Here is a 23023-nt window from a genome sequence, read left to right on the forward strand (position 1 = left end):
AGGGTAGACAATCGCCAACTGCAAGGAGTCTGCCGTGAACGATCCACAGAATCAGCCGCCGGGAATGAAGCGCCTCGCCGCTGTCGCTGTTTTTGCTTCCCTTGCCCTGGCGGGGTGCACGACCGCGGATGAACCGGAGACGGAATCCGGGACGGCAGGTGAAACGGCGGGTGCAACATCGGGTGAAACGGCTGGGGGAAGCGGCGACGCCGCTGACTCCCCGGCCGCCACGGTGGCGGACATTCCGGAAATCATCGATGACGTCCAGCCATCCGTGGTGACCATTTTCCTGGACAACGGAGGGCTGGGCAGTGGTGTGATCTACACCGAGGACGGGCTGATCCTCACCAACGAACACGTGGTGCGCGGTGCGGAGGAAGTGCAGGTTGCCTTTGCCGACGGACAGCGCGTCACCGGCACTGTGGTTGCCACCGATGCCGTCACCGACCTCGCACTTGTGCAGGCTGACCGCACTGGACTTCCGCCCGCCGAGTTCCAGACGGAGCTGCCGGAGGTGGGAGAGCTGGCCGTTGTCATTGGCAGCCCGTTGGGCTTTGAGAACACGGCAACCGCAGGAATCATTTCCGGGTTGCATCGGGAGATTCCGGGCTCGGCAACCAACAGCCAGTCACTTGTGGATCTGGTGCAGACAGACGCGGCCATCAGTCCGGGCAATTCCGGCGGAGCACTGGTCAACGGTCAGGGCCAGGTGGTGGGAATCAGCGAGGCCTATATTCCGCCGCAGGCGGGCGCGGTCTCGCTGGGGTTTGCGATCCCGGCCGGCACCGCCGTCGAAGTGGTGGAGGAACTCCTCGAGGACGGTTCGGCTGAACACGCGTTCCTCGGCCTGGCTCCTCGCACCATCACGCCGCAGATTGCCCAGCAGCTCGGCGTCAGCGTTGAGCAGGGCGTTGCGGTGCTCGCGGTGGAAGAAGGCGGACCGGCCGGCGAGGCCGGGATTCAAGCGGGAGACATTCTGGTGTCCCTCAACGGTGAGCCGCTCGCCAGCTCGGAACAGCTCCTGGCCGCACTGCGCTCTTTGAATCCGGGGGAGACGGTGACAGCGGAGCTGATGCGCGAAGGCGAAACCTCGGAGGTGGAGATCACCCTCGGCGAGCGGCCCGTCGAGAACGGCTAGCGGCGGGTTTGCCGCCGGCTGGTCGTCCGGTTCAGGGTGAACGACAGCGCAAAGGCAAGGATGGCGGCGGCGAAGAGTATGAACTTCGCCGTCGTCAGGAAACTCGCGAAGGCCACTTCGGAGGATGTGATTTCTACGGAGGCGAGAGCAGCTTCGAGCACAAGGTTCTCGGCGATATGCACGGCGGCATAGAGCACGGCGACGGCGTAGAAGAGCCAGCGGAGCGGTGAGCGGCTGAACCGGCGGACCAGCAGGATGATCAGCGCGGCGAACGCCACGGGAAACAGCAGGAACCAGAGGTAATGCACGCTCTGGTAGCGCTCGATGACCGCAGCGTCCAGGAGGTCACGGACTGCCTCGACGTAGTCGGCGTCGTACCCACCGACCATCATTTCCGGAAGCGGGATACCGATGGCGCGCTGCACAGACTGCAACTGCAGCGCGCCCAGTGCGAGCGAGACCACCGAAATGACAGCCGCGGCGATGATCAGCCAGGCACTGCGCCGCCGGGATGGGGCGTCGTCGTGCTCGGTTGCTTTCAGATACCTGCGCTTGTCTGCTCTCATCTCTGCCATGTCTCCCATTCTTGACTTTTCAGTGTGCTGACTGACCTCACGATCCCGTTACGGTACTCCTGCCGAGCGTCAGCTCTCCTCGACATCCACTTCGCTGGCCACGATGTAATTTTCCCCGTCGTAGTCGGCATAGGCGTCCTCTTCGAGGTCCAATCCGGTGTCATCCTCGACGGTGGGCAGGTCGAAGGATTCCATGACGGTTCCGGTCACCGACACTGCCGCGCCCGGCTCAACTTCGACCGTGCCTTCCTCCAGAACCACCAGCAGCGCCTCGACGGTGGTGTCATCCGTCCCTGCAATCGTGAAGGACGTGTCGGACACGATCTCGTTGACGTCGGCGGAGACAGTTACTTCCTCGCCGATGTAGCTCTGGTAGGCATCGTAGAATTCGGAATCGAGGGCGCCGTTGTAGGGAGCAGTTTCGTTGTCTTCCTCCACCACATCCTCGACGTCGGCACCTTCTTCCGAACCGGATGTGCCGTTGCAACCCGTCAGGCCGAGTGCGGCCAGCGGGAGGATTCCTGCAAGAGCCAGAGTTCGGGTCCGTGACATGTGCTTGCGCGTGTTCATATCGTTCTCCTTTTTCTGGTGAGGGTGGCGGCGCCTGGCAGCCGTAGCTGCCAGCGCCATCTATGACACTAAGCACGCTTGCTAACGTATTCAACCGGTCTTGACCGGTTCGTGACCGTACGGTCTGAGGCGTGACCCGCTAGTGCTCAGACAGAACTTCTACCCGAACGGCGCGGGTTCGGGAAACGCGAGCGACGGCGGAGCCTACGAGGTGAAGAGCGTCACCTTGTGGGCGGCGGCGATCGTTATTCCGACGTTACCGGGTGAGCTTCTCGAGCGCTTTGCGGGCGCGCTCCACCTCGCGGGCTGACTCCTTTGCTGCACGATCAGCCTCCGTGCGCTCGCGGACCGCATCATCGGCAGCATCATCAATGACGTCGATGTCCTGTTCCAGGGCGCGAATCCGCTTTCTCAGGTCCCTTACCTGAGCCACTAGCGCGTCACGGTCGCGGTCGAGTTGATCGACTCGCTCGCGTGCACGCTTCAACGCAGACCCGGCTTCCTCAAAGTGGTCTTCTGCGTCCTCAAGGTCAGCGCGTGCGTCGGAAGCGCGGTCGTCTTCCGCCTTCTTCGCCGCATCGGCCTTCGTCGCATCTGCGGAATCAGCGGAATCAGCTGCATCAGCTGCATCAGCGCTCGCGTCGCCGCTGTTCACCGCGCCGCCTGCGTCGAAGGGCCCGCCCACTGCTCCGGCGAGATCCACCGCTTCCCAGCCCGTCGCCTCCAGCGGCCGGATCAGGCGGCCGGTAGCAACGGCAGCGGCAGCACCGGTGTCGGCCATTGCTGCCCGCAGGGTCTGCTCCACTTCGAGGGCCGCAGCTGAACTTGCCGGGTGACCAAGTTCTTCAGACAGGGCGACGCCGTCCTTGACCAGCGCTGCAATAAGTTGCTGGCGTTGCGTTCCGAGTTTCTTCAACTCACTGCGGTCCAGCTGTTCCTGTGCCTCGCGCATCGCCGCACCCAGTGTCAGCGCCTGCCGCAACTGGTCGCCGCGGTGGATAGCCATCATGTTCAGCAGCCAGGCAGACGCCGACGGCTTGCGCAGCGCGCGGACTTCCTTGGCGAGCGACTTGTCATCGAGGGCCTTCGCGCGGGTATTGCGGGCAGCGGTGAACTCGTCCAGGGGTTGCGAGTAGAGCTCGGACGCGATGTCGGCGAGGTCAGTCACTGCGGAACGATCTCCGAACGGTTGGCTGTGTTTCTACCGTTGAGTGTGCAGGACACACCCCTTCAGGCTCACCATTTACGGCGTGTCCTGCCAGCTCAACGCGCCGGACCTTGTTTCCATCCGGTGCTGTGCGCGGATCAGACCGTCTCCAGCGAGGGGGATGCGGCAGCAAGGCGCTGCCTCAGCTCGTCGCACGCCGCTTCATAGTCGGCCAGCAGGCACTCGGGAGGGTTGAGCTGGTCAAGCAGGGCAAAGTACTCGTTGCATCTGAGTTTCAGCTCGCTGGTGCTGAGCAAGGATGCATCAAATCGAGCCGATGGGAGTTCCTCGGCTGGCAGGTCCAGGATGCGAAGCTTGTCTTCCACGGGATCTCCACAGGAGTTGTCACTGTGCCCATTGCTCAAGCTGTTGGAATCGTAGCAACAATCAGGTAGCTGATCAATCGCGGGTCAAGGCAGCGGGGGTATTGACGGCCCCGGTTCCGGAATAGGCCTGTCCGGTGAGGGGCCGGGCCCGGGCTCCGGCGGCACGCCAGGGGTGTCGGGTGCCGGATCAGGAAAGGGGTACGGGGTAGGAGCGGGCTGCGGCTCCGGCGCCGGTTCCCCCGGCGGCCGTGGCTGGGACGGATCGGGATGCGGCTCATGAGGCGGTGGGATGGACATCAGAAGGACCTTCTCTCCGTCAGCGGTGCGCTCAGAAATAACAGTACGCCGGAGACGGTACTCGGGGAATAAGCTGCGGCCGGCCGTGCTTGTTACTTCTGGCTGCGCACACTCCTGCGCGCCGTTCAGTATCTTCAGGGGGACCCTTCCGTGTCGCAAACGACCAACAAACGCACTCAGGCCGACGGCGGCACGAACCAGATCGACGAGGTCAGCGAGGTCTCTCCTCGCGACCGGCTGGTCATCTCCCTGCTCCTCGTCTCGGCCTTCGTGGTCATCCTTAACGAGACCATCATGGGAGTGGCGCTGCCGCGCCTCATGGATGACCTGGGCATCACCGCCTCGGCCGGACAATGGCTGACGACGGCGTTCATGCTCACCATGGCGGTTGTCATCCCCATCACGGGCTTCCTCATCCAGCGTTTCAACACTCGGCCGGTCTTCCTCGCGGCCATGACCCTCTTCAGCCTGGGCACCCTGGTCTCTGCGATGGCGCCCGGTTTCGAGATGCTGCTCGTCGGCCGGGTGATCCAGGCCAGCGGAACCGCGATCATGATGCCGCTGCTGATGACTACCGTCATGACTCTCGTGCCGCCGTCGTCGCGCGGCAAGACGATGGGGAACATCTCGATCGTTATTTCGGTGGCCCCCGCCATCGGCCCCACCATTTCCGGGATCATTCTCAGTGTGTTGGACTGGCGCTGGATGTTCTGGCTGGTGCTTCCCATCGCCCTCGGTTCGCTGATACTTGGCGGCATCCGCATCCAGAACGTGACCACGCCGCGACGCACGCCGATCGACGTCCTCTCCGTCATCCTCTCCGCCTTCGCGTTCGGCGGGATCGTTTATGGACTGAGCCAATTCGGCGAGGCTGCAGCCGGATCGGGTATTCCGGGTTGGGTGCCGCTCGCCGTCGGATTCGTCGGGCTGGCCTGTTTTATCGCACGCCAACTGGTGCTGCAGCGTCGCGACCGTGCCCTACTTGACCTGCGGACCTTCCAATCGCGTACCTTCACAGTGTCGATCCTCGTGCTGGCCATCAGCATGATGGCGCTGTTCGGAACAGTCATCCTGCTGCCCATCTACCTGCAGGATGTACTCGGTCTCGAACCAGCGGCTGCCGGCTTGATGCTGCTGCCGGGCGGGCTCGCCATGGGTCTTCTCGGACCGGTTGTCGGGCGTGTCTTCGACAAACACGGGCCTCGGGTTCTGGTGGTTCCGGGTGCGCTGCTTGTCGCATCGGCGTTCTGGGCGCTGACCCTGATTGATGCTTCGACCCCGATCCCGTGGGTGCTGGCCTGCCACGTGACTTTGAGCATCGGGCTTGCCGGTATGTTCACTCCTCTGTTCACCTCGGCTCTGGGCTCAGTGCGGCCGCAGCTGTACTCCCACGCGAGTGCGGTTGTCGGCACCGTTCAGCAACTAGCAGGGGCTACGGGCATCGCGCTTTTCGTGTCCGTCATGACGCTGCAGACAGGCGCGCTCATGGCCGCCGGCACCGCGGAGGTGCCCGCTCTGGCAGGCGGCATCCGGATGGCCTTCCTGTGTGGAGCGGTCATCTTCCTGTTCGCGGTGGTCGCAGCGCTGTTCGTCCGTAAGCCGGCAGCGCCGGCCGGTCCGCCGCCGTCGTCGTCAATGCACGACGGCGAGGAGGCACCTGCCGCTCCGCTGGCACATTAGGCTCGGCCGCACATTAAACTCGACTGATGGTTCATTTCACCCCGCCGCCGGTCCTGACCACAGCAAGGTTGCGCCTTGAACCGCTGGGCCCGGAGCATGTGGAAGGAACCTGGATTGGGCTGCAGAACCCCGAGTCGATGCGTCTGACCGGAACCCACGGGCAGTTCACGCGGCCGCAGATCGAGTCGTGGCTTGCGGGGCTTGCAGCGACTGACGGACGGGCGGACTGGGCGATCATCCTTACGTCGGATGGGTCCCACATCGGTGAAGTGGTGCTGAATGATTACGACGAAGACAATTCATCGCTCGGGTTCCGGATTGCGCTCAATGCTGATTCCAGGTTTGGTCAGGGTTATGGCACCGAGGCGACGCGAGCCGTCGTCGGGCATGCGTTCGATGTTATCGGGGCGCACCGCATCAGCCTGGAGGTGTACGCGTTCAATCCGCGGGCACAACGGGCTTACGAGAAGTGTGGATTCCGGGTCGAGGGGCGGCTGCGGGATGCGCTGCGGTGGAACGGCGAGTGGATTGACGCCGTGGTGATGGGGATGTTGGCGACTGATCCGCGGCCCTGAGCTTGGTCATGTGGCGCTTCGGCGTGATCTGGGTGCCGTTCACGATGGAGGTCTTGCGGACCCGCATCGCTGACGCGCGTAGGCTTTCCGGATGTCGAGCCGCGCATTCTTTCTCCATACCAGCAGCAACGACGTCGCTGCGTCCCGCCGGTTCTACTCCGACCTTGTGGGACTCCACCAGATCTGGGATGAGACTGGCGACATCGCTTATCTGATCGGAGACGCCGTCCAGTTCTCTGTCGCTTACGATCCGGACGCAGCGGTTCACGCTCAGTGGTCGTTCCAGCCCGGGTGGGGCTTCGGGTTAGGCCTTGAGACAAGTCTGGGGCGCGCGCCTGCGTCGTGGAGTATTCCGCTTTCGCCGGAACCCTTCTCGGCCGCTGTTACGAGGCTGCAGGAGGCTCGGACGGTGGCTCTTCGTCCGGAACCCTTTTGGGTGGGCTACTGGAGTTATGTGGTCAAAGACCCCATGGGCCAGACCGTCGAGCTTTCAGACCCGGTCACCGCTGGGCCGTGAGTTGGTTATGTTACTGATGGATTACTCGGGAACCGGGCGGGCCTATGCCTCGGCAAGGGAGTTATAAGTGGACCAGAATTCGTCCATGGAACGCGGCTGGCCAAGCAGCAGGGCCTCGAGGTACAGAACGTGTGTATGCCAGCCGGGCAGGTAATTGACCGTCTCGTTCCCGAGACCTTCGTGCGTGAGCTCCAAGAAAGTTGCGCCGTCGGAGGGTTTGAGCGTGATTCGCAGGTTTGACTTCGCTTCGTCCGGGAACTTCCAGGTCATGCTCAATAGCCGTCCAGGGTCACACTCCTGAATGTGGCTCGTGCAGAGATAGTCTGCAGCATGCTCGATGGTGACAACGTTGCCCTCGACGAAACTGCCGGAGGCCAATCTACCCAACCAGTGCGGCAATGCTCCAGGATCTGTGAGGCCCCACCAGAGGCGTTCCCGGGGAGCGGCAATGGACCAACTGTGCAGTACCAGTCCAGCAGCGGTGTCGATCGAACGACTCACGAGGGGCATAACGGAAGACTAACGCGCTCGGAATTGCACCGCGGTGGCTGGAGACTCGGGATCGTCATCGCTCGCGGGTGGAAGTGGGCTTGAGATTCTCTTGATGGAGGGCTCCGCCGATGATGTCGAGGCCAAAAGGTGCTCAACTTGGTCCGCCAGTTCGCATACGGGTTTGCGGCCGTCCAGTTCAAAGGTTGCTCCCGCACGAAGCAGTGGTTCGATTGCCACGGCGTTACGTCGGAGCTCCGCTTGATCTTCAGGAGATTTCCCGTAGTGGTTGTTGACGCGGGAAAGAACCCGCTCGATTAGAACTTCAATAGGTGCGCTGAGCAACACAATTTGTTCGAACTGGTCGTAGAAGCGTCCCTGGTTCTCGACGGTCCCGGACACCACCAGCGCTGACTCTTTTGTAAGGAGGGCTGACATTCGAGGTTCGTCTCACTTACCGTCGGGAAGTACCCAGCCACCGTAGTCTGTATCAACGGTCCGATGACCACGTATGGCAAGCGCTTCGAGCAATGTCGACTTTCCTGCACCGGACATGCCAGTCAAGAGGATGCGAGACATGGCAGCCATCCTACGGGTTCGGACGTGTTCGGCGACGATTCCGGACCTGATCCAAGAATGTCGGAGGCGGATGGTTGGCTGTTGTGTATGGGAATCGGGGTTGGTGAGTCGCTGGAGGACACCTTTTGGGTGAGTCTTGAGGACGGTTATGCGCAGGCGGATGCGGCGTGGCCTGATTCGCTGTTGGAGGAGACCATCTTTGGTGAGGCGTCGGAGTTGGATGATTCCGGTGTTGATGAGCATGCTCGTGCCCGTATAGAGGAGGCGTCTGCGGTCGGGTTGGCGTACCGGTTGGAGGATTGGACGTCTCCTAACGCCCGCAGGGCGGCGTTGGACGGGCAGGGTCGGGGTCTGGCTGAGGCGTTGGATGCGTTGCGGGTCGCGGACCGGTTGGCGGCGTGGGTCGCTGCCCGGCAGGCCGCGCTGGTTGCTGAGGTGTTCCATCAGGTCCACCGCTCGGAGATCCACCGTGCCGGGGTCCGTGCCGCTGAGATACGCCGCGCGGACGCTGCTGCGGCCGAAGCCGCTGAAATCAACGGAACCGGCGGGGCCGGTGAGCCTGGATCCGGCGGGGCCGGTGAGCCTGGATCCGCTGGTGTTGGTGCGGGTGCTCGTGCGGCGGTGGTGGGTCGGGTCGATGCTGGGGTTTCGTTTATGTTGGCGGTGCAGGAGATCGCGCCGTTGTTGCGGGTTCCTGGCAGGACGGCCTCGCGGGTACTCGGTGAGGCGTTACGGCTGACGGAGGATCTGCCGGCCACGTGGGAGGCCCTGGATACTGGCCGGATCAGTGCGGTGCAGGCGCAGGTCATTGTGGATGAGTCCGGGTCCATCCCGGCCGAGGCGGTGACCGGGTTCGAGGAGACTGTGCTGGAGAGCGCTGCCGGGTTGACCCGTCCGAAGCTGGCACGGCGGTGTCGGCGGTTGCGGGAGGAACTGCACCCTGAAGCGATCACTGCGCGTAAGGTGCGGGCGGTGAAAGACCGGGACGTTCTGGTTCAGTCGGAGCAGGACGGTATGGCCTGGTTGAACGCGTACCTGCCGGCGGAACAGGCGCACGGGATTCTCAACCGGGTGGATGCTGCGGCCCGGTCGTTGCAGGGCCCGGGGGAGGCCCGCACGTTGTCGCAGTTGCGGGCGGACGTGTTCGCTGATGTGCTGACCCACACCTGTGTTGGGGATCCGAAGCGGGGTACTGGTTTCCGTGGGATCGGTGCCACAGTGTTTGTCACTGTCCCGGTGATGACCCTCCTGGGTCACCAACGCTGCGACTGGCAGAACCCTCCCACCGGTACTGCTCCCACGGGGAGTGCTCCGACCGGAAGTGCGCAGCACAAGTCCGGAACTGTCCCGGATCTGGAGGGGTGTGAGAGCGGTCTCCTGGATGGGTATGGTCCGATTGATCCGGAAACGGCCCGGAACCTCGCCGCTCATGCACCGAGTTTCACCAGGATCCTGGTTCACCCCGAAACGGGGGCGGTGCTCAGCGTTGGCAGGGACAGATACCGGCCACCGAAACACTTGCAGGATTGGGTGAGGATCACTAACCCGACCTGCGTTCATCCGGGGTGTAACCGGTCGTCGTGGTCCTGCGAAATCGACCACATCACCCCGTGGGCACACGGCGGTGAAACGTCGCTGGAGAACCTCGGGCCTCGGTGCAAACTTCACCACATGCTCAAAACCGAAGGCAGCTGGCCTGCCGGCAGAGACAGCAACGGCACCGACCACGTCACCTCACCTGGCGGGAAAACCTACACCACCCCACCCGAACCACCACCACCCTTCTAGAAGGAAGAGGCGGCAACCTACTCAAACGCGGTTCAGGCGGCAAGTTGCTCAAGCGCGCGTCCAGGAGGCGCAGCGCCCGGTCAGTCGCGGATCCTGACAGCAGTTTCCCTGAGATAGAGATCCACCCGGGTATATGCGTCCCGGGTCAGGGCTTTCCACAGCTCAAGAGCGAGCCGCTCATCCTCCGACTCCAAGCGAGATATGGCGTCCGCCGTGAGGAGCTTGATGACAACGTTTCCGGACGCCTTGACCGTGGTTTCCTGCCGATCGTCACTGCCGAGCGCCAGTTCCCCAAAGGTCATCCCGGCACTAAGGGTGGTCAGTTTCACCCGATCGCCGGTGGGACCGACCACCGATGTCGTGACCGCTCCAGACAAAATGAAAAACACTCCACCGAACGACTGACCGATACGACGGATGACATCGCCGTCGTCGTAACTTCGATCTTCCATCCGGTCTGCGAGCTTCTGCACGTCTTCAGCGCTGAGCGGACCAAGAGCCGGACACTGGAAAATGTCAACCTTGCTCGGCAGATCGAGATCACTCCCGTATGTTGCGATCAGCCGGTTCTCGCACCACTCAACCGCTGCGGTCCGCGTGTCAAAAGTCGGCACCTCACGGTCGACATCGCGGAAAGCGTGGGCAAGCGTTCCCTCCGCATCTATCAGCACGAGCTCCCGGCCCTCATCGACCAGGTTCTCCCGGACCTCAGCCAGGAGCCGGAGGGAAACATCTGCAACTTCATCGACGCGACGCAGGTCCAGAATGACGAGCTCCACCTCGTCCGGGAGGTTGCTCAGTTCGCGGACCATCGACTCGGTACCGGCAAACAGCAGGTCACCATTCAGCTCGACAAGGCGTGCACGATGCCCATGATCGCGGATGAGGTCCATTGCCTCATCGTCGCGTCGGATGCCTGATGGCGCGGCAGTGATGTCGTAGGTCGAGCGGATAGCAGACTTGCCCACACGCGCTGCCCGGACAAAGTGCAACTCCATGTCCTGCGAGAGCCGCTGGCTTGTCGCCATGCCGCGCACGCTGCTGCCGTGCTCATCGAGCGGCGGTGAATAGACCGCCAGCCCAACCTGCCCCGGCAGTACAGAGATCGTTCCACCGCCCACACCGCTCTTGGCCGGCATCCCGACGGTACTGATCCACGAACCGGCGTCGTCATACATTCCGCAGGTGGTCATGACGGACAGCACGCGCTCCACCGGCACAATGTCCATCACCTGATTCCCAGTCATGGGATTCCGCCCGCTGTTGGCCAGGGTCGCCGCCATGAGCGAAAGGTCCAGGCAGTTCACCAGCACCGAACACTGGCGGAAGTAGTCCTCGATTACCGGCGTCGGATCATCCTCGATGATGTTGAAGGACCTCAACAGATAGGCTAGCGCGCGGTTCCGGTGACCATGTTCGAGCTCCGATGCGAAAATGTCCTCATCAATGGAAAGCTGCCGCCCCGCAAATGCCGAATACGTGTTGACGATCCGCTTGATCCGGGTATTGCCGCCGGCTCCCCTGACCAGCGAGGTGGCAGTCAGCGCGCCGGCATTGATCATGGCGTTTGCCGGGCGACCGGTACCTTCGGCAAGAGATATCTCGTTGAACGAATCACCGGAGGGCTCAACGTCAACCTTCTCGTCCACCGCGTCCAGCCCGAGATCCGCCAACGCCAAACCATAGGTGAAAGGCTTTGAGATCGACTGGATGCTGAACTCTTCGCGCGTATCGCCGACCTCGTAGATGTACCCGTCCACGGTGGTGAGGCAGATCCCAAAGTTGTCCGGATTGACGTTCGCCATCGCCGGAATGGTGCTGTACGGCTTGCCGTCCTTCAGATCCGCAATCTCCCGGTGAATCCGCGCAAGGTAGCTTTCAATTGGAGATTCCATAGCTGTAAGACTATGGCGATGCGTCAGCGGCGCCCAACGGCGGCGCCGGGACTAGCGTTTCCGCCCGCCGTCGATGATCAGGGAGAGCGCGATTCCGAACATCCACACGTCCTTCGCGACGGGCGTCCCCTCCTGGCTGGGACGAACGGCATCATCCTGGGTCATTCCCGGAGTGCGGAAGTACATCGCGAGCAGACCGCCGGAGAACGCGGCCAAACCCAGCCCCACCAGGCGGCTGGGAACGAACGGCACCAGAAGCGCGGCGCCTAGACCGATTTCGACGGCGGAAATCACCTTGCCGAACTTCTCCGGTTCCAGCTGCTTGACCTGCGGAAAAGCGTTCGCGGCCATGCCCTGCAAGTAAGCTGCGGTGTCCCGATCGAGTTCCCTCTTGGTGATGCCGGAATTGAGGATAAACGCTCCCGTGCTGAGTCGCAGGGGGATGTGACTGAGATTCATCGGAACTCCTTCGAAGAACTGGGTTGACTGCCTTTGAGCCTACGTCCGGGCGGTACCGGCCGCCAGTGTTTTCACCTCCAATAGTGATGGCTCCGTGATCTCAGCGTGACGTTATCTTGACCTTCACGTGCTTATGGTGGTCGACGGTTCCCTTGCGAACAGCGGATAAAAGCTACGTAACTACGGTGAAGAAGGTCTTGATGTGTTGGAATTTCTAGGTGACAGGTTCAATCAGATCCTGTTCTCGGGATGGCAACACATGAGCCTTGTGGTTCAGTGCCTCATCCTCGCAACCATACTGTCGGTGGTCATCGCGGCGCTTGTGTACCGCAGCGGTGCGCTCACGTCACTGGCCAACAGCGTTTCCGCCGTCGGGCTCACTATCCCGTCCTTCGCGCTGATCGGCCTGTTGATCGCGCCGTTCGGTTTCGGTGTCACGCCGGCCGTCATCGTGGTCACCTTCTTCGCCGCACTGCCCATCCTGCGCAACGCCGTCGTGGGACTGACGGGAATCGATAAAGCCGTCATCGAATCCGCCCGCGGAATCGGGATGAGCAGGTTCCGCACACTGGTTCAGGTGGAGTTGCCCATGGCCTGGCCGGTCATCCTTGCCGGAATCCGCGTTTCCGCGCAGATGGTGATGGGCATCGCCGCCATCACCGCGTACGCCCTCGGGCCAGGCCTCGGCGGGTTCATCTTTTCCGGTCTGTCCCGTCTGGGCGGCGCCAACTCGCTCGAGTCGGTCATCACCGGCGTTGTAGCCGTCATCATTCTGGCCCTCATCCTTGACCTTCTACTCGTCGGCCTCGGCCGCATCACAACCCCGCGAGGTATCCGTGTCTGACACCATCGAAAAGCCCAAAAATACCGCCGCAAACGGAAATGCAGTTACCGGTGCAAGCATTCTGCTCGACAAGGTGACCAAGCGTTACCCCGGGCAGGCCAAGCCGGCCGTTGACGGACTCACCATGGAGATCCCGGCCGGCAAGATCGTCATGCTGGTGGGCCCATCCGGCTGCGGCAAGACCACCACCCTGAAGATGATCAACCGGCTCATCGAACCTACTGAGGGCCGGATTGTCCTGGACGACGACGACGTCACAGACATCGATGGCGACGCACTTCGACGGCGGATCGGCTATGTCATCCAGGCTGGCGGGCTCTTCCCCCACATGACGGTCGCCACCAACATCGGGATTGTGCCGAAGATGCTTGGATGGAGCAAGGAGAAGATCGCTGCCCGCGTCGACGAACTCCTGGAGCTTGTATCCCTCGATCCGGCAACCTACCGCGACCGCTTCCCCAAAGAGCTATCCGGTGGGCAGCAGCAACGCATTGGTGTAGCACGCGCGCTCGCCGCCGATCCGCCGGTCCTCCTTATGGACGAGCCGTTCGGGGCTGTGGACCCCATCACCCGTCAGCGTCTCCAGGACGAGCTCCTGAACATTCAGGAAGAACTGCAGAAGACCATTGTCTGCGTCACCCACGACTTCGATGAGGCAGTGAAGCTCGGGGACTGGATTGCCATCTTCACCGAGGGGGCGCAGCTCGTCCAGTACGACACCCCAGAGCGGATCCTTGCTGACCCGGCCAACGACTTCGTCGAAAACTTCATCGGTTCAGGTGCCGGTCTGAAGCAGCTCACGCTGACCCGCGTCAACGAAGTGGAACTGGCTGACGCCGTCGTCGCTACTGTCGGTGATCTCGGCAGTGATGTCCTGTCGCGGCTGGATGAAGCCGGCCACAATCACGCTGTCGTTGTTGACGGACGACGCCGGCCCATCCAGTGGCTCACGCGCCGCCAGCTTTCGCGGCTGGAAACCGTGAGTGACGACGTCGACGCCAAGCTTCCCGTGGTCGGTGACCGTGCCACGCTCAATGACGCGCTGGACACCATGCTGGTGTCCAGCGCCGGAGCTGCACTGGTGACCGGGAGGCGGGATACATTTCTCGGTGTCATCGATGTCGAAACGGTGATGGACGCGATTACCCGGGCGCACAAACACGCGATGACTGCACATTCGGACGGACGTCCCGTGGGGATCAACACGGGGACGCTGGAGGCGGTTGATGCGTCGTCATCCAGTGCCTCGCCAGCCAACGTGGCGTCAGCCAACCCGGGGGAGCGTCCCGTTGAGTAGCTCAACAGTTCAGCCGGAAGCGCCGCAGGAGCCTCTGTCCGAGGACGCCGCCAACGTCCACTCTGAGGTGAAGCGCCCATCATGGCGGCCGTTGATCCTGCAGCTCGCAGGTATCGCCGCAGTGTTCGCGGCGGTGGTCATCTGGCTGCTGACCGCAAACCTCTCGGAAACCGAGTTGATTACGCTGGCGCCGGATGCACTCTTCGGATACGCGATCGACCACTTGGCGCTGACCGCCGTGTCTGCAGTCATCACACTGCTGATCGCCATCCCGCTCGGCATCCTGCTCACACGTGCGCCGCTGAAGAAATTCACGGGGCCGGTGCTCGCCGTCGCGAACATTGGCCAGGCAGCGCCGGCCATCGGCCTCGTTGTGCTCTTGGCAATCGCTGTCGGCTTCGGCTTTACTGCAGCCGTGATAGCGCTGGTGCTCTACGCGATCCTTCCCGTTCTGCGGAACACCATGGTGGGCATCACGCAGGTGGACGCCCGGCTGGTGGAAGCAGGCAAAGGGATGGGGATGAGCGCGGTAGCTGTGCTGTTCAAAGTGGAGCTCCCGTTGGCGGTGCCGGTGATGCTCGCAGGAATCCGAACGGCGCTTGTACTGCTGGTCGGTAGCGCAGCGTTGGCCGCCTTCATCAATGGAGGAGGCATGGGCATCCTCATCGTCACCGGCGTGAACCTGAGCCTTACCAATGTGCTGATCGCAGGATCGATCCTGGTGGCGCTGCTTGCACTTCTTGTCGACTGGATCGGGCGTGTTGTGGAACATGTCGCCCGTCCGAAGGGACTCTAGATGTTGAAATCATTCTCTCTCCCGGCCGCTGCGCGCAAAAGTGCGGCGACCGCCGTCGTACTTTCTGCCGGGCTGCTGGCAACCGGGTGCGGCCTGCAACCGGCCACGTCCTATGTACCGGCGGCCGGACCGGGCAGCATTACCGAAGTGGTTGACGGGGCACCGCTCACCGTGACATCAAAAAACTTCACGGAGCAGCTTATTCTCGGCAAAATCGGCGTTCTCGCCGCGCAGGCCGCCGGCTTCGACGTGACGGATCTGACCAACGTGCCGGGCAGCCAGCCGGTCCGGGAACTGATGTTGTCAGGGCAGGCTGACGTCACGTGGGAGTACACCGGCACCGCCTGGCTGACCTACCTCGGCAAGGACCGGGGAATTCCTGACCAGCAGGAGCAGTGGCAGGCTGTGTACGAGGCGGATCTGGAGAACGGACTCACCTGGGGCGAGCCGGCGCCTCTGAACAATACCTACGCGATGGCTATCCGTTCCGAAGCGGTCGAGGAACTGGGCGGCATCAGCACAATCTCGGAGATTGCCGAGCTCCCGGTCGAGGAACGTACATTCTGCGTCGAAGCTGAGTTCAACTCGCGTCCTGACGGGCTCACCCCGATGCTTGCGCACTACGGCATGGCCCGCGGCACTCCGACCGGCGTGCCGGAGGACAACATCGACATCTACGACACCGGAGCCATCTATGCCGCAACCGATAACGGGGCGTGCAATTTCGGTGAGGTGTTCTCCACGGACGGCCGGATCGATGCCCTCGACCTGACCATCCTCGAAGACGACCGCGGGTTCTTCCCGGCCTACAACGCCGCTCCTGTTTACTACACGGAAACGCTCGAGGAGCATCCGGAACTCGCCGAGGTGTTCGCGCAGGTTGCTCCCACGCTCACCGACGAAGCACTGCGGACAATGAATCTGCGCGTGGACGTTGAGGGTGAAGAACCCGCTGACGTTGCCTTTGATTTCATGGTGGAGCAGGGCTTCATCACCGAGCCGGAGGGGCCGCTCGGGGAGGGTTAGAGCGAAATCGCCAGGCGCCCGGTTGCGCTGACGACCAACCACGCCCAAGCGAGTGATCCCGCGATGACTACGGCGAACAGCGCGAGCCACACTGCGCTGAGGATTCCGGTTGAGCGGTATAGAAGGTAGGCGTCGGACTGTCCGCGGTCCCGCCGTCGTCGTGCATGGACTGAGACCACTTTGCCGAGGTCACGGACCGAGCCGACCAGCAGCGCCACTCCGAGGGCAACGACCGCGTGGCCGCTTAATTCGGCGGGAACGGCCACCACCAGCACGGTGGACACCGCCACTGCTCCGAGCAGGATGAGTACGCCGCCGGCATTGCGGATGAACAGCAGTGACAGCAGCAGCACCAGGGCGCCTACCGAAAGCGCGGCCGGCGCCCAGCCGGCGCATCCAGCCCACACCAGAACTGCGCCGACGACGGCGGGAACCGGGTACCCCCAAAAAGTTGCCCACGCTGTGCGCCAGCCAGGACGGCCGAGCGACGTGGTCAGTCCGGAATGGTCGAAATTGAGCCGGATTCCGGTCACGCGGCTCCCGGTCATCAGGGCGGCGAACGCATGTCCCAGTTCATGCACCACGGTGCTGAACAGCCCGAAGTAGCGCCACGTTGCCTTGGGAATGGAGAGGGCTGCGGCGGCCAGCAGAATGATCAGCAGTTCGGTCAAGGTCAGTTCGGGTGGCTGGCTCCTGCTGAAGCCTGCAACGATCCGATCCCACCACTGCGCCAATAATTCCACCTGCGGAATGCTACGTGACGGCGCTGGGAAGGTAGTGCGAGGATCACGAGAGGAAGCAGCAATCCGTCGAGGCACCGGATCCGAATTCCTCTCACCACAGGACGGGAAAGTATTAACGGACTCGCCGTGTGACGTTCATCCCAAGGTAGGAATGCCTCTGCTTTGATGAAGGTTAAATGAAGTGAAAGCTAGTCGAGCTCTATCGAGAAGGCGATCATGAACTTCCGGACGGCCGAGCACCCACGGCCGCAACATTTCATCCTGCACATGAGCGACACCCATCTGGTGGGTGGTCCGGAACCCCTTTACGGGTCGGTGGACAGCGAAGCGCGGCTACGCCAGATCTTCGCCGATCTGGAGGCGTCCGGATCCCGGCCGGAGGCAATTGTCTTTACCGGAGACTTGGCGGACAAGGGCGAGGCCGAGGCCTATGTGAAGCTCCGCAACATCGTCGAACCGGCGGCCCACAAGCTTGGCGCCGAGGTCATCTGGGCGATGGGCAACCACGATGACCGCGCCACCCTCCGCAGCGAACTGCTCAACGAGCCCGCGGACATAACCCCGCTTGACCGCAGCTACCTGATCAACGGCTTGCGCATCATCACACTGGACTCCACCGTTCCGGGCCATCACTACGGCGAGATCAGCCACGAACAGCTCGTCTGGCTGGCCAATGAACTCCTCACGCCGGCTCCCTACGGCACCATCCTGGCCCTGCATCACCCACCGGTTCCGTGCATCCAGGACCTTTCGGTCCTCGTGGAACTCCGCGACCAAAACCGGCTTGCCGACGTCATTCGCGGTACGGATGTCCGCGCAATCCTGGCCGGGCACCTGCACTACTCAACCAACGCGCTGTTCGCGGGCATCCCGGTCTCGGTGGCGTCCGCCACCTGTTACACCCAGGACCTCACCTACGACGACGGCGGCACCCGCGGTCGCGACGGAGCCCAGGCTTACAATCTGGTTCACGTGTATGAGGACACGGTGGTGCACTCAGTGGTGCCTATCGGCACCCATACAGCGGTTGGCGAGACCGTTCCGCGCGAGGAGACCCGCAGGCGCCTGGAGGCAGCCGGAGTCCAGATTGCCGATGCAGCACCTGCCAGGACGCTGACCGGCGTCTGAAGGCGCACAGGCCTACTTCCCCAGGCCTAATTCTCCCAGGCCTATTTCTCCGGCCTACTTCTCCCAGGGCGCCTTCACCGGGAAGTACTTCTCGAGGAAGTCGGTCACAGCGCGGGCGCGTTCTTCCGCCGGGATTTCCGGGAAGCTGCCGTCATTGAGGCAGAACAGGTCCATGTTGCGCTTGTCCAGCAGCTTGTGCAGCTTTCGCAGCCCGGAGCGCATGGTGGTGTCGATGTACTTCACCCTCGCTGATTCCTGCGTCACAGCCCGGCCGGTCAGCAGTGCGTAGTAGTGGTACAGCGAATTGGTGACCGAGATGTTGTCTTTCGCGCGGAACTTCGACGCCGCCGTGGCAGCGAACTCCTCTGCAAACTCGTTCTCCATCTCCTCCATGACGCTCTTGCGCAGGGGCGCCGCGGTGTGCTCCAGGTGCCGAGTGGTGATGCGGCCGAAGCGCTCGTGAAGAAGCCGGCGGTTCACGCGTGCCGCGTTCTCGAAGCCGCTGCGTTCAGCATCATTCTCACCCAGCCCGATGCGCGTGTCCGCCTGAATGAACTTCGTGACTCCGCCGGGGGAGAAGAACATGTCCGGCCCCACCGGGCGGCCAAAAAACATGTCGTCATTCGAGTAGAGAAAATGCTCGGACAGATCCGGAATATGGTGCAGCTGGCACTCGACGGCCTGCGAATTATAGGTCGGCAGCACGGACGGATCCTTGAAATGCTCCACGGAGGGAACCAGTGTGACCGACGGGTGGTCAGCGAGCCACTCGGGACGCGCCGAATCCGTGGCAATGAAGATGCGGCGGATCCACGGAGCGAACATGTAGACCGAGCGCAGCGCGTACTTCAGCTCGTCGATCTGGCGGTAGCGGGCCTCATGATCATCACCCTCACCTACTACAACGTTCTGCATACGGGCAGCACGGGCCGCGAGGTACTCCGGCGAACTGCCGTCCACCCAGGTGAAGACGAGGTCGATTTCGAAGTCGATGTCCGTCGCGTGGTCTGCGAACATGTTGTCGATGGTCGGCCAGACCAGGCCGTGACGGGTGACCGAGCCGCGCACCACTTCATTCGACGGCAGGGTGCGCCGAGTCAGTGAGTTCTCCATGGGCAGCTCAATGCGGTCTCCGTCCAGGGACCACAGCTCTATCTGCACACCGGCCGAGGGCCCGAACGTGAGCCCGCCGATCGGCTCGATGCGGGGGCGGAATAGCCGGAAGATCCGGGCCTTCTCACTCGGGGACAAGGCGCCGTCCGCCACCAGCAGGGTGGTGCGGCGCTTTGTGTCCACCGTGCGCGAGTAGAAGGGCTCGTTTCGGCAAGCCTCGACGAGCGCGGCCCTTAGGCGTTCGCGGTGCTTGAGGTCGACGGCGACGACAGGCCGCTCGTCATTGCCGCGCACCAGCAGATACTCAATGCCGGCGCGCTCCAGCGCCTCCCGGATGAACAGCAGGTCCTCCACCATTGCCTGGTGCGGTGTTGTATCCGTATTGATGAGCGCAAACCGTCGCTTGACCGTGGTGATGTCATCGCGGTCGTTCAGCCTGGCAACGGCGGCGCTGGAGGCAGACTCAAGCAGCTCGGTGTCATTCTCGACTTCGGGGGCGCCAAAGTACACATCATGCTGGGCGGCGGTATCTGTAATGGGATCCTCCAACGGTTTCAACAAAGTGCGGTGTTGCCGGTGCGTACGCAGATTGGTTGCACGGCTGCTGCTCCAATGATAAGCCTGCCTACAAGCAGCCCGGCTTGCCCGTGGCAATCCCTGAAGGGATGCACTGCAAATGGAAGGACCCCATGCAAAGGAGCACTGTGACCCTGGAACCGTTCCCGACCGACTGGAAGCGCGCGCTGGTGCTGATGGCTCACCCGGATGACCCCGAGTACGGCACCTCCGCCGCGGTGGCCGAATGGATCACGCAGGGCAAAGAGGTCAGCTATGTGCTGGCAACGCGGGGCGAGGCCGGGATCGCCGGTCTCCCGCCGCAGGAAAGCGGCCCGCTGCGTGAGGGTGAACAGCGCACGGCATGCAGCGGGGTCGGCGTCGACGTGCTGGAATTTCTCGATTACCCGGACGGCCGCCTGACCGAGTCCCTCGACCTTCGCCGCGACCTGGCTGCAGCAATCCGCAGACATCGGCCGGACGGCATCGTCACACTCAATCACGGGGATACCTGGGGCCCGGGCAAGTGGAACTCTGAGGATCACCGGGCGCTCGGCCGGTCAGTGCTCAACGCGGTAGCCGATGCCGCCAACGAGTGGATCTTCCCCGACCTTGAAGGCCCCCGCCACGAGGTGAGCGGACCGCGATCCTGAGCATGAACCCCACGCACGCCATGCAGGTCAGCGAAGAGAGCATCGAGAAGGCCATTCTCTCCCTCGCCGCACACTCAAGGTATCTGCAGGCGCTGGACAGCAGGCCCGTTGAGGAGCAGGCAACCGAACAGGTTCGCTGGGCCACCAGCCGGAACTCCGGGGACAGCGGCACACCTGCGGTCGGGTTCGAGCTGTACGGGCTGTAGGTTGTCGGTCCATCCACCAACGACCGGGCGGAAATAACAGCGCTCCCGAAGACGGCGTTATTCGGGACCGGCTGATGCGGCTGACGCTTCCACCGCATAGAACCGCCGCGGGTCCTGCAGCAGCGCCGGATACTCGAAGTCGCTGCGTCGAAGCCAACCCGACAGGGAGATGGGGCGCCGCGCGGTGCCCGGCGCGCCGTCGTCGTTGTCTTTGTTGTCCTCCCGGTCAATGGTCAACGGGCCCAGAGTGCCCCGCTGCAACCGGGCACCACCCTCCATTACGACGGCGGCAGCATCCCCCTCGCGCGCCAGCTCGGTAAACGCGGCGTACTGTCGGGACCATTTGGGTACCGCCCGTCCAGCCGGCGGGTGGCCGGGGAGCAGGAGCGCATCGCCGTCCTCGGTGTCGATCGGACCGTGCCAGATCCAGAGGCGCTCACCAAGCGGCTCGACGGGTAGAAGTTCCAGCTCCGGTTCCGGCCACGAGTACGGCAGTTCCTCCGGTGCGCCGGGAAAGCGCTCGCGGTAGAACTCGGGTGCCTTCTGGATCAGGTTGGACTGGTGGCTGACGTGGATCTCCGGCCTGCCCAGCCACGGCGGCATGGCAGGTTCCGGGCCAGTGCCCGCTTCGAAGGCTGCGGCGGAATCAGGGGCGAACTCGCTGATCAGCGGCGCAGTGCTGTCCGCGTGGCCGCGCGAAACCCATTCGCGGACCATCGCCAGGCCATACACGGTGAGGGCGGGCACGTAGCCCATCCACATCCTCGTGACCGGGTGGCTGCGCCAACCGTAGTCGGGCAGAACCAGCGCGCGCAGGATCTGCAGTGTCTCAACCCGCTGCTTGCCGAGCCGAGCCTGGTCGAGCACGGCGGCGCTGGCTGCGAAGTCCGGGTAGGGCAGGAACGTCTGCATGCGGCCAGTGTGCCATATTTGCTCAGTGTGCTGACTATCAAGGAACCGGGTAGGCAGCGAGCGTGCAATCGCTAAACGCGGTCACCTGCTGCCTACCCGATGATTCTGTGCAGTCCTCCCTGCCTATGGAATTTCTGCCTGGGCAGCGTCCTGGTGAAGGGACCGCGCATCGTCCTTGGTCAGGAATCCTTGTGATTCCAGCTCCCGCACATTCTCCTTCACCGCTTTCACATAAGATCCGTGAGTCGGGTAGAGGCTGTTGATCGTGTCCTCATCGAAGGGGCGCTCGTAGCCGGCTATGAAACAAAACGATGCACCGGTCGCTGTGCCAAACCACGTACTGGTTGGGACGTCCAGGAACGGGGATCGCAGGCCGCCCTGAACATTGCCGAACTGGTCCAGAACAGGAGATCCGTTCTCGACGAGAATGGGATCCGCGCTGGGAGGCGCGATATCTTCCCGTACCCACAGATCAAGGTTCTTCAACGCAGCGTTGAAGAAGATGGAGCTCGGGAAACGGCTGCGTGGACCTTCGTTGCAATTCATCGGCGGAACAGTGCGGCCGGCCGCGATGATGTCTTCGGGAGCCGCGGAGAAGTACAACTCGTCCGGGGTGGCATGGCCAGCGCCGGCCATCTCGTAGTGGCGGTATTTGTCGCCGGGAAGATCGCTGTCCGGCCTGCGTGAACCAATCCCGAACAGGTAGTCCGACTGCGACATGATGCGCATAATTGGAACACCCACATCGGTGAATTGCCTGCGCTCATCAGTTGCCGGCGGCGCACTCTCACACTGGTTCATTGGGTAGGCGCCGGCAAAGGCACCGCCGGCCACGCCCACGATGTAGCCGTCGTAGATGGGTGCACCATCCTGCGCAACCACATGCGGCTGGACGCCGTTGATGTAATTGGCCAAATACCCGCCGGTTTGTGAATAGCCGAAACCGTACGCTTTCTCGACGAGCGTGGCCTCCCCGCCATAGGCGAGGGGATTGGTAGGGGCATCACTGCGCAACCATGCACCGACCTGGCTGTAGATGTCCCACACCAAACCGTTTTCGGTCGTTCTCGAGCTGTCGGCGGCTACCTGTTGACAGTTGCGGGGATCGCTCAGCGGAAGCGGATTGGCGAACGACAATGAACCGTACCGTTCAGCATCAAAATTCTTGAGGGCTTCAACGGAGATCGGTTTGGCTGTGATGCCAACCCAGGCATCCCCATTCTCGACAATCTGCCTGCTCGTCATCGCCCAGCCGATATTGAGATCGAAGAGATTGGAAGGATTGAGCATCTCCACAACGACGTTGCCGCTGAAGTGCGAATCGTCAGCCGGTTTCCTGACCAGGACACGCGTTGTATAGGGCGCATCGGTTGTTTGAACGACAGCCGGTCCCGGAGCCGGCCAGCTGTAAACGTTGGCTTTACCGCTGGCGAGGAATTCCTCTTCCACATAGCCCTGCTTCGACAGATCCTCGGGCACCAGCTGATGCTCCGCACCGCCGAACGGATAGGACTCCTCGGATGTCGGCAAAAGCGCCACATCCGGGATTGGAGTTCGCCGCTCAAGTGCGTGACTTGCCACTCGATCCTCTCGGCCTTCGGCCGCGCCGGCAGGCATACTCACTGCCCCGAAAGTTGTTGCGGCCAGAGATAGCG

The 23023-nt window shown here is 62.7% G+C and carries 24 protein-coding genes; 12 read left to right on the forward strand and 12 right to left on the reverse strand.

The features are described from left to right. Nucleotides 1–34 precede the first annotated feature (34 nt). Nucleotides 35–1138, forward strand: coding sequence for a S1C family serine protease (locus tag AC1MBU_RS06510; protein WP_479789471.1), 1104 nt, complete (start codon nt 35–37; stop codon nt 1136–1138). Here AC1MBU_RS06510 and AC1MBU_RS06515 read toward each other — a convergent pair. From AC1MBU_RS06515 to AC1MBU_RS06530, 4 genes are all read right to left on the reverse strand, one after another. Then, complete coding sequence (locus tag AC1MBU_RS06515) at nt 1135–1713, reverse strand: hypothetical protein (RefSeq protein WP_157359117.1); 579 nt, start codon at nt 1711–1713, stop codon at nt 1135–1137. The genes AC1MBU_RS06510 and AC1MBU_RS06515 overlap by 4 nt on opposite strands. A 69-nt stretch (nt 1714–1782) precedes the next feature. Beyond that, the gene (locus tag AC1MBU_RS06520) at nt 1783–2283 is read right to left on the reverse strand and encodes a hypothetical protein (protein ID WP_277358632.1); all 501 of its coding nucleotides are present in this window, start codon (nt 2281–2283) and stop codon (nt 1783–1785) included. Nucleotides 2284–2539: 256 nt separating this feature from the next. Further along, nucleotides 2540–3451, reverse strand: coding sequence for a transposase (locus tag AC1MBU_RS06525; protein WP_479789477.1), 912 nt, complete (start codon nt 3449–3451; stop codon nt 2540–2542). A gap of 137 nt (nt 3452–3588) precedes the next feature. Further along, nucleotides 3589–3816, reverse strand: a complete 228-nt coding sequence (locus AC1MBU_RS06530; RefSeq protein WP_056549018.1) for a hypothetical protein — start codon at nt 3814–3816, stop codon at nt 3589–3591. A gap of 498 nt (nt 3817–4314) precedes the next feature. Here AC1MBU_RS06530 and AC1MBU_RS06535 point away from each other — a divergent pair, with 498 nt between their 5' ends. The 3 genes from AC1MBU_RS06535 (at nt 4315) to AC1MBU_RS06545 (ending at nt 6885) form a co-directional block, all read left to right on the forward strand. Then, nucleotides 4315–5793: an MDR family MFS transporter gene (locus AC1MBU_RS06535; RefSeq protein WP_479789729.1), complete on the forward strand. Its 1479-nt coding sequence runs from the start codon at nt 4315–4317 to the stop codon at nt 5791–5793. Between the two features lie 26 nt (nt 5794–5819). After that, nucleotides 5820–6368 (forward strand): GNAT family N-acetyltransferase, encoded by a 549-nt coding sequence (locus AC1MBU_RS06540; RefSeq protein ID WP_479789480.1) that lies wholly within the window; start codon nt 5820–5822, stop codon nt 6366–6368. A gap of 91 nt (nt 6369–6459) precedes the next feature. After that, nucleotides 6460–6885, forward strand: coding sequence for a VOC family protein (locus AC1MBU_RS06545; protein ID WP_479789483.1), 426 nt, complete (start codon nt 6460–6462; stop codon nt 6883–6885). A gap of 42 nt (nt 6886–6927) precedes the next feature. Here AC1MBU_RS06545 and AC1MBU_RS06550 read toward each other — a convergent pair whose 3' ends face one another. Continuing rightward, nucleotides 6928–7395 carry an SRPBCC domain-containing protein gene (locus AC1MBU_RS06550; RefSeq protein ID WP_479789488.1) on the reverse strand — a complete coding sequence of 156 codons (468 nt, stop codon included), beginning with the start codon at nt 7393–7395 and terminating at the stop codon, nt 6928–6930. A 9-nt stretch (nt 7396–7404) separates the two neighbouring features. Next, nucleotides 7405–7812 carry an AAA family ATPase gene (locus AC1MBU_RS06555; protein ID WP_479789491.1) on the reverse strand — a complete coding sequence of 136 codons (408 nt, stop codon included), beginning with the start codon at nt 7810–7812 and terminating at the stop codon, nt 7405–7407. Between the two features lie 228 nt (nt 7813–8040). Here AC1MBU_RS06555 and AC1MBU_RS06560 point away from each other — a divergent pair, with 228 nt between their 5' ends. Continuing rightward, nucleotides 8041–9741: an HNH endonuclease signature motif containing protein gene (locus AC1MBU_RS06560; RefSeq protein WP_479789494.1), complete on the forward strand. Its 1701-nt coding sequence runs from the start codon at nt 8041–8043 to the stop codon at nt 9739–9741. A gap of 80 nt (nt 9742–9821) precedes the next feature. Here AC1MBU_RS06560 and glsA read toward each other — a convergent pair whose 3' ends face one another. Together glsA and AC1MBU_RS06570 are read right to left on the reverse strand one after the other, a co-directional pair. Next, nucleotides 9822–11636 (reverse strand): glutaminase A, encoded by a 1815-nt coding sequence (glsA, locus tag AC1MBU_RS06565; RefSeq protein WP_479789499.1) that lies wholly within the window; start codon nt 11634–11636, stop codon nt 9822–9824. Nucleotides 11637–11687: 51 nt separating this feature from the next. Beyond that, a complete protein-coding gene (locus AC1MBU_RS06570) occupies nt 11688–12095 on the reverse strand; it encodes a hypothetical protein (protein WP_277358628.1) in 408 nt (135 codons plus the stop codon). 259 nt (nt 12096–12354) lie between these two features. On the opposite strand from AC1MBU_RS06570, the gene AC1MBU_RS06575 reads away from it, so the two are divergent. Genes AC1MBU_RS06575 through AC1MBU_RS06590 form a run of 4 tightly spaced genes read left to right on the forward strand, consistent with a single transcriptional unit; the run spans nt 12355 to nt 16058 of the window. Continuing rightward, nucleotides 12355–12939, forward strand: a complete 585-nt coding sequence (locus tag AC1MBU_RS06575; protein WP_428831039.1) for an ABC transporter permease — start codon at nt 12355–12357, stop codon at nt 12937–12939. Then, nucleotides 12932–14236 carry an ATP-binding cassette domain-containing protein gene (locus AC1MBU_RS06580; RefSeq protein ID WP_277358626.1) on the forward strand — a complete coding sequence of 435 codons (1305 nt, stop codon included), beginning with the start codon at nt 12932–12934 and terminating at the stop codon, nt 14234–14236. Before AC1MBU_RS06575 ends, AC1MBU_RS06580 begins: the two co-directional genes overlap by 8 nt. 34 nt (nt 14237–14270) lie before the next feature. Beyond that, nucleotides 14271–15032, forward strand: coding sequence for an ABC transporter permease (locus AC1MBU_RS06585; protein WP_471673540.1), 762 nt, complete (start codon nt 14271–14273; stop codon nt 15030–15032). Continuing rightward, entirely contained in the window at nt 15033–16058 is a 1026-nt protein-coding gene (locus tag AC1MBU_RS06590) for a glycine betaine ABC transporter substrate-binding protein (RefSeq protein ID WP_479789502.1), read from the forward strand. On the opposite strand, the gene AC1MBU_RS06595 is transcribed toward AC1MBU_RS06590, so the two are convergent. Next, nucleotides 16055–16801, reverse strand: a complete 747-nt coding sequence (locus tag AC1MBU_RS06595) for a M50 family metallopeptidase (protein ID WP_479789504.1) — start codon at nt 16799–16801, stop codon at nt 16055–16057. The two genes, AC1MBU_RS06590 and AC1MBU_RS06595, sit on opposite strands and share 4 nt — an antisense overlap. Nucleotides 16802–17017: 216 nt before the next feature. Between AC1MBU_RS06595 and AC1MBU_RS06600 the strand changes: the two genes are divergently transcribed. Next, nucleotides 17018–17929: a phosphodiesterase gene (locus AC1MBU_RS06600; protein ID WP_479789506.1), complete on the forward strand. Its 912-nt coding sequence runs from the start codon at nt 17018–17020 to the stop codon at nt 17927–17929. A gap of 54 nt (nt 17930–17983) precedes the next feature. Here AC1MBU_RS06600 and AC1MBU_RS06605 read toward each other — a convergent pair whose 3' ends face one another. Next, nucleotides 17984–19399 carry a stealth conserved region 3 domain-containing protein gene (locus tag AC1MBU_RS06605; RefSeq protein ID WP_479789730.1) on the reverse strand — a complete coding sequence of 472 codons (1416 nt, stop codon included), beginning with the start codon at nt 19397–19399 and terminating at the stop codon, nt 17984–17986. Nucleotides 19400–19746: 347 nt separating this feature from the next. On the opposite strand from AC1MBU_RS06605, the gene AC1MBU_RS06610 reads away from it, so the two are divergent. Then, nucleotides 19747–20250 (forward strand): PIG-L deacetylase family protein, encoded by a 504-nt coding sequence (locus tag AC1MBU_RS06610; protein WP_479789508.1) that lies wholly within the window; start codon nt 19747–19749, stop codon nt 20248–20250. A gap of 2 nt (nt 20251–20252) precedes the next feature. Next, entirely contained in the window at nt 20253–20456 is a 204-nt protein-coding gene (locus tag AC1MBU_RS06615; RefSeq protein WP_479789510.1) for a hypothetical protein, read from the forward strand. 57 nt (nt 20457–20513) lie between these two features. Here the strand turns inward: AC1MBU_RS06615 and AC1MBU_RS06620 are convergent, their stop codons facing one another. Next, entirely contained in the window at nt 20514–21368 is an 855-nt protein-coding gene (locus AC1MBU_RS06620; protein ID WP_479789512.1) for an MSMEG_6728 family protein, read from the reverse strand. Nucleotides 21369–21491: 123 nt separating this feature from the next. Next, a complete protein-coding gene (locus tag AC1MBU_RS06625) occupies nt 21492–22949 on the reverse strand; it encodes an alpha/beta hydrolase domain-containing protein (RefSeq protein ID WP_479789514.1) in 1458 nt (485 codons plus the stop codon). Between the last annotated feature and the right edge of the window lie 74 nt (nt 22950–23023).

The organism is Arthrobacter sp. PTI12 (assembly GCF_056679915.1).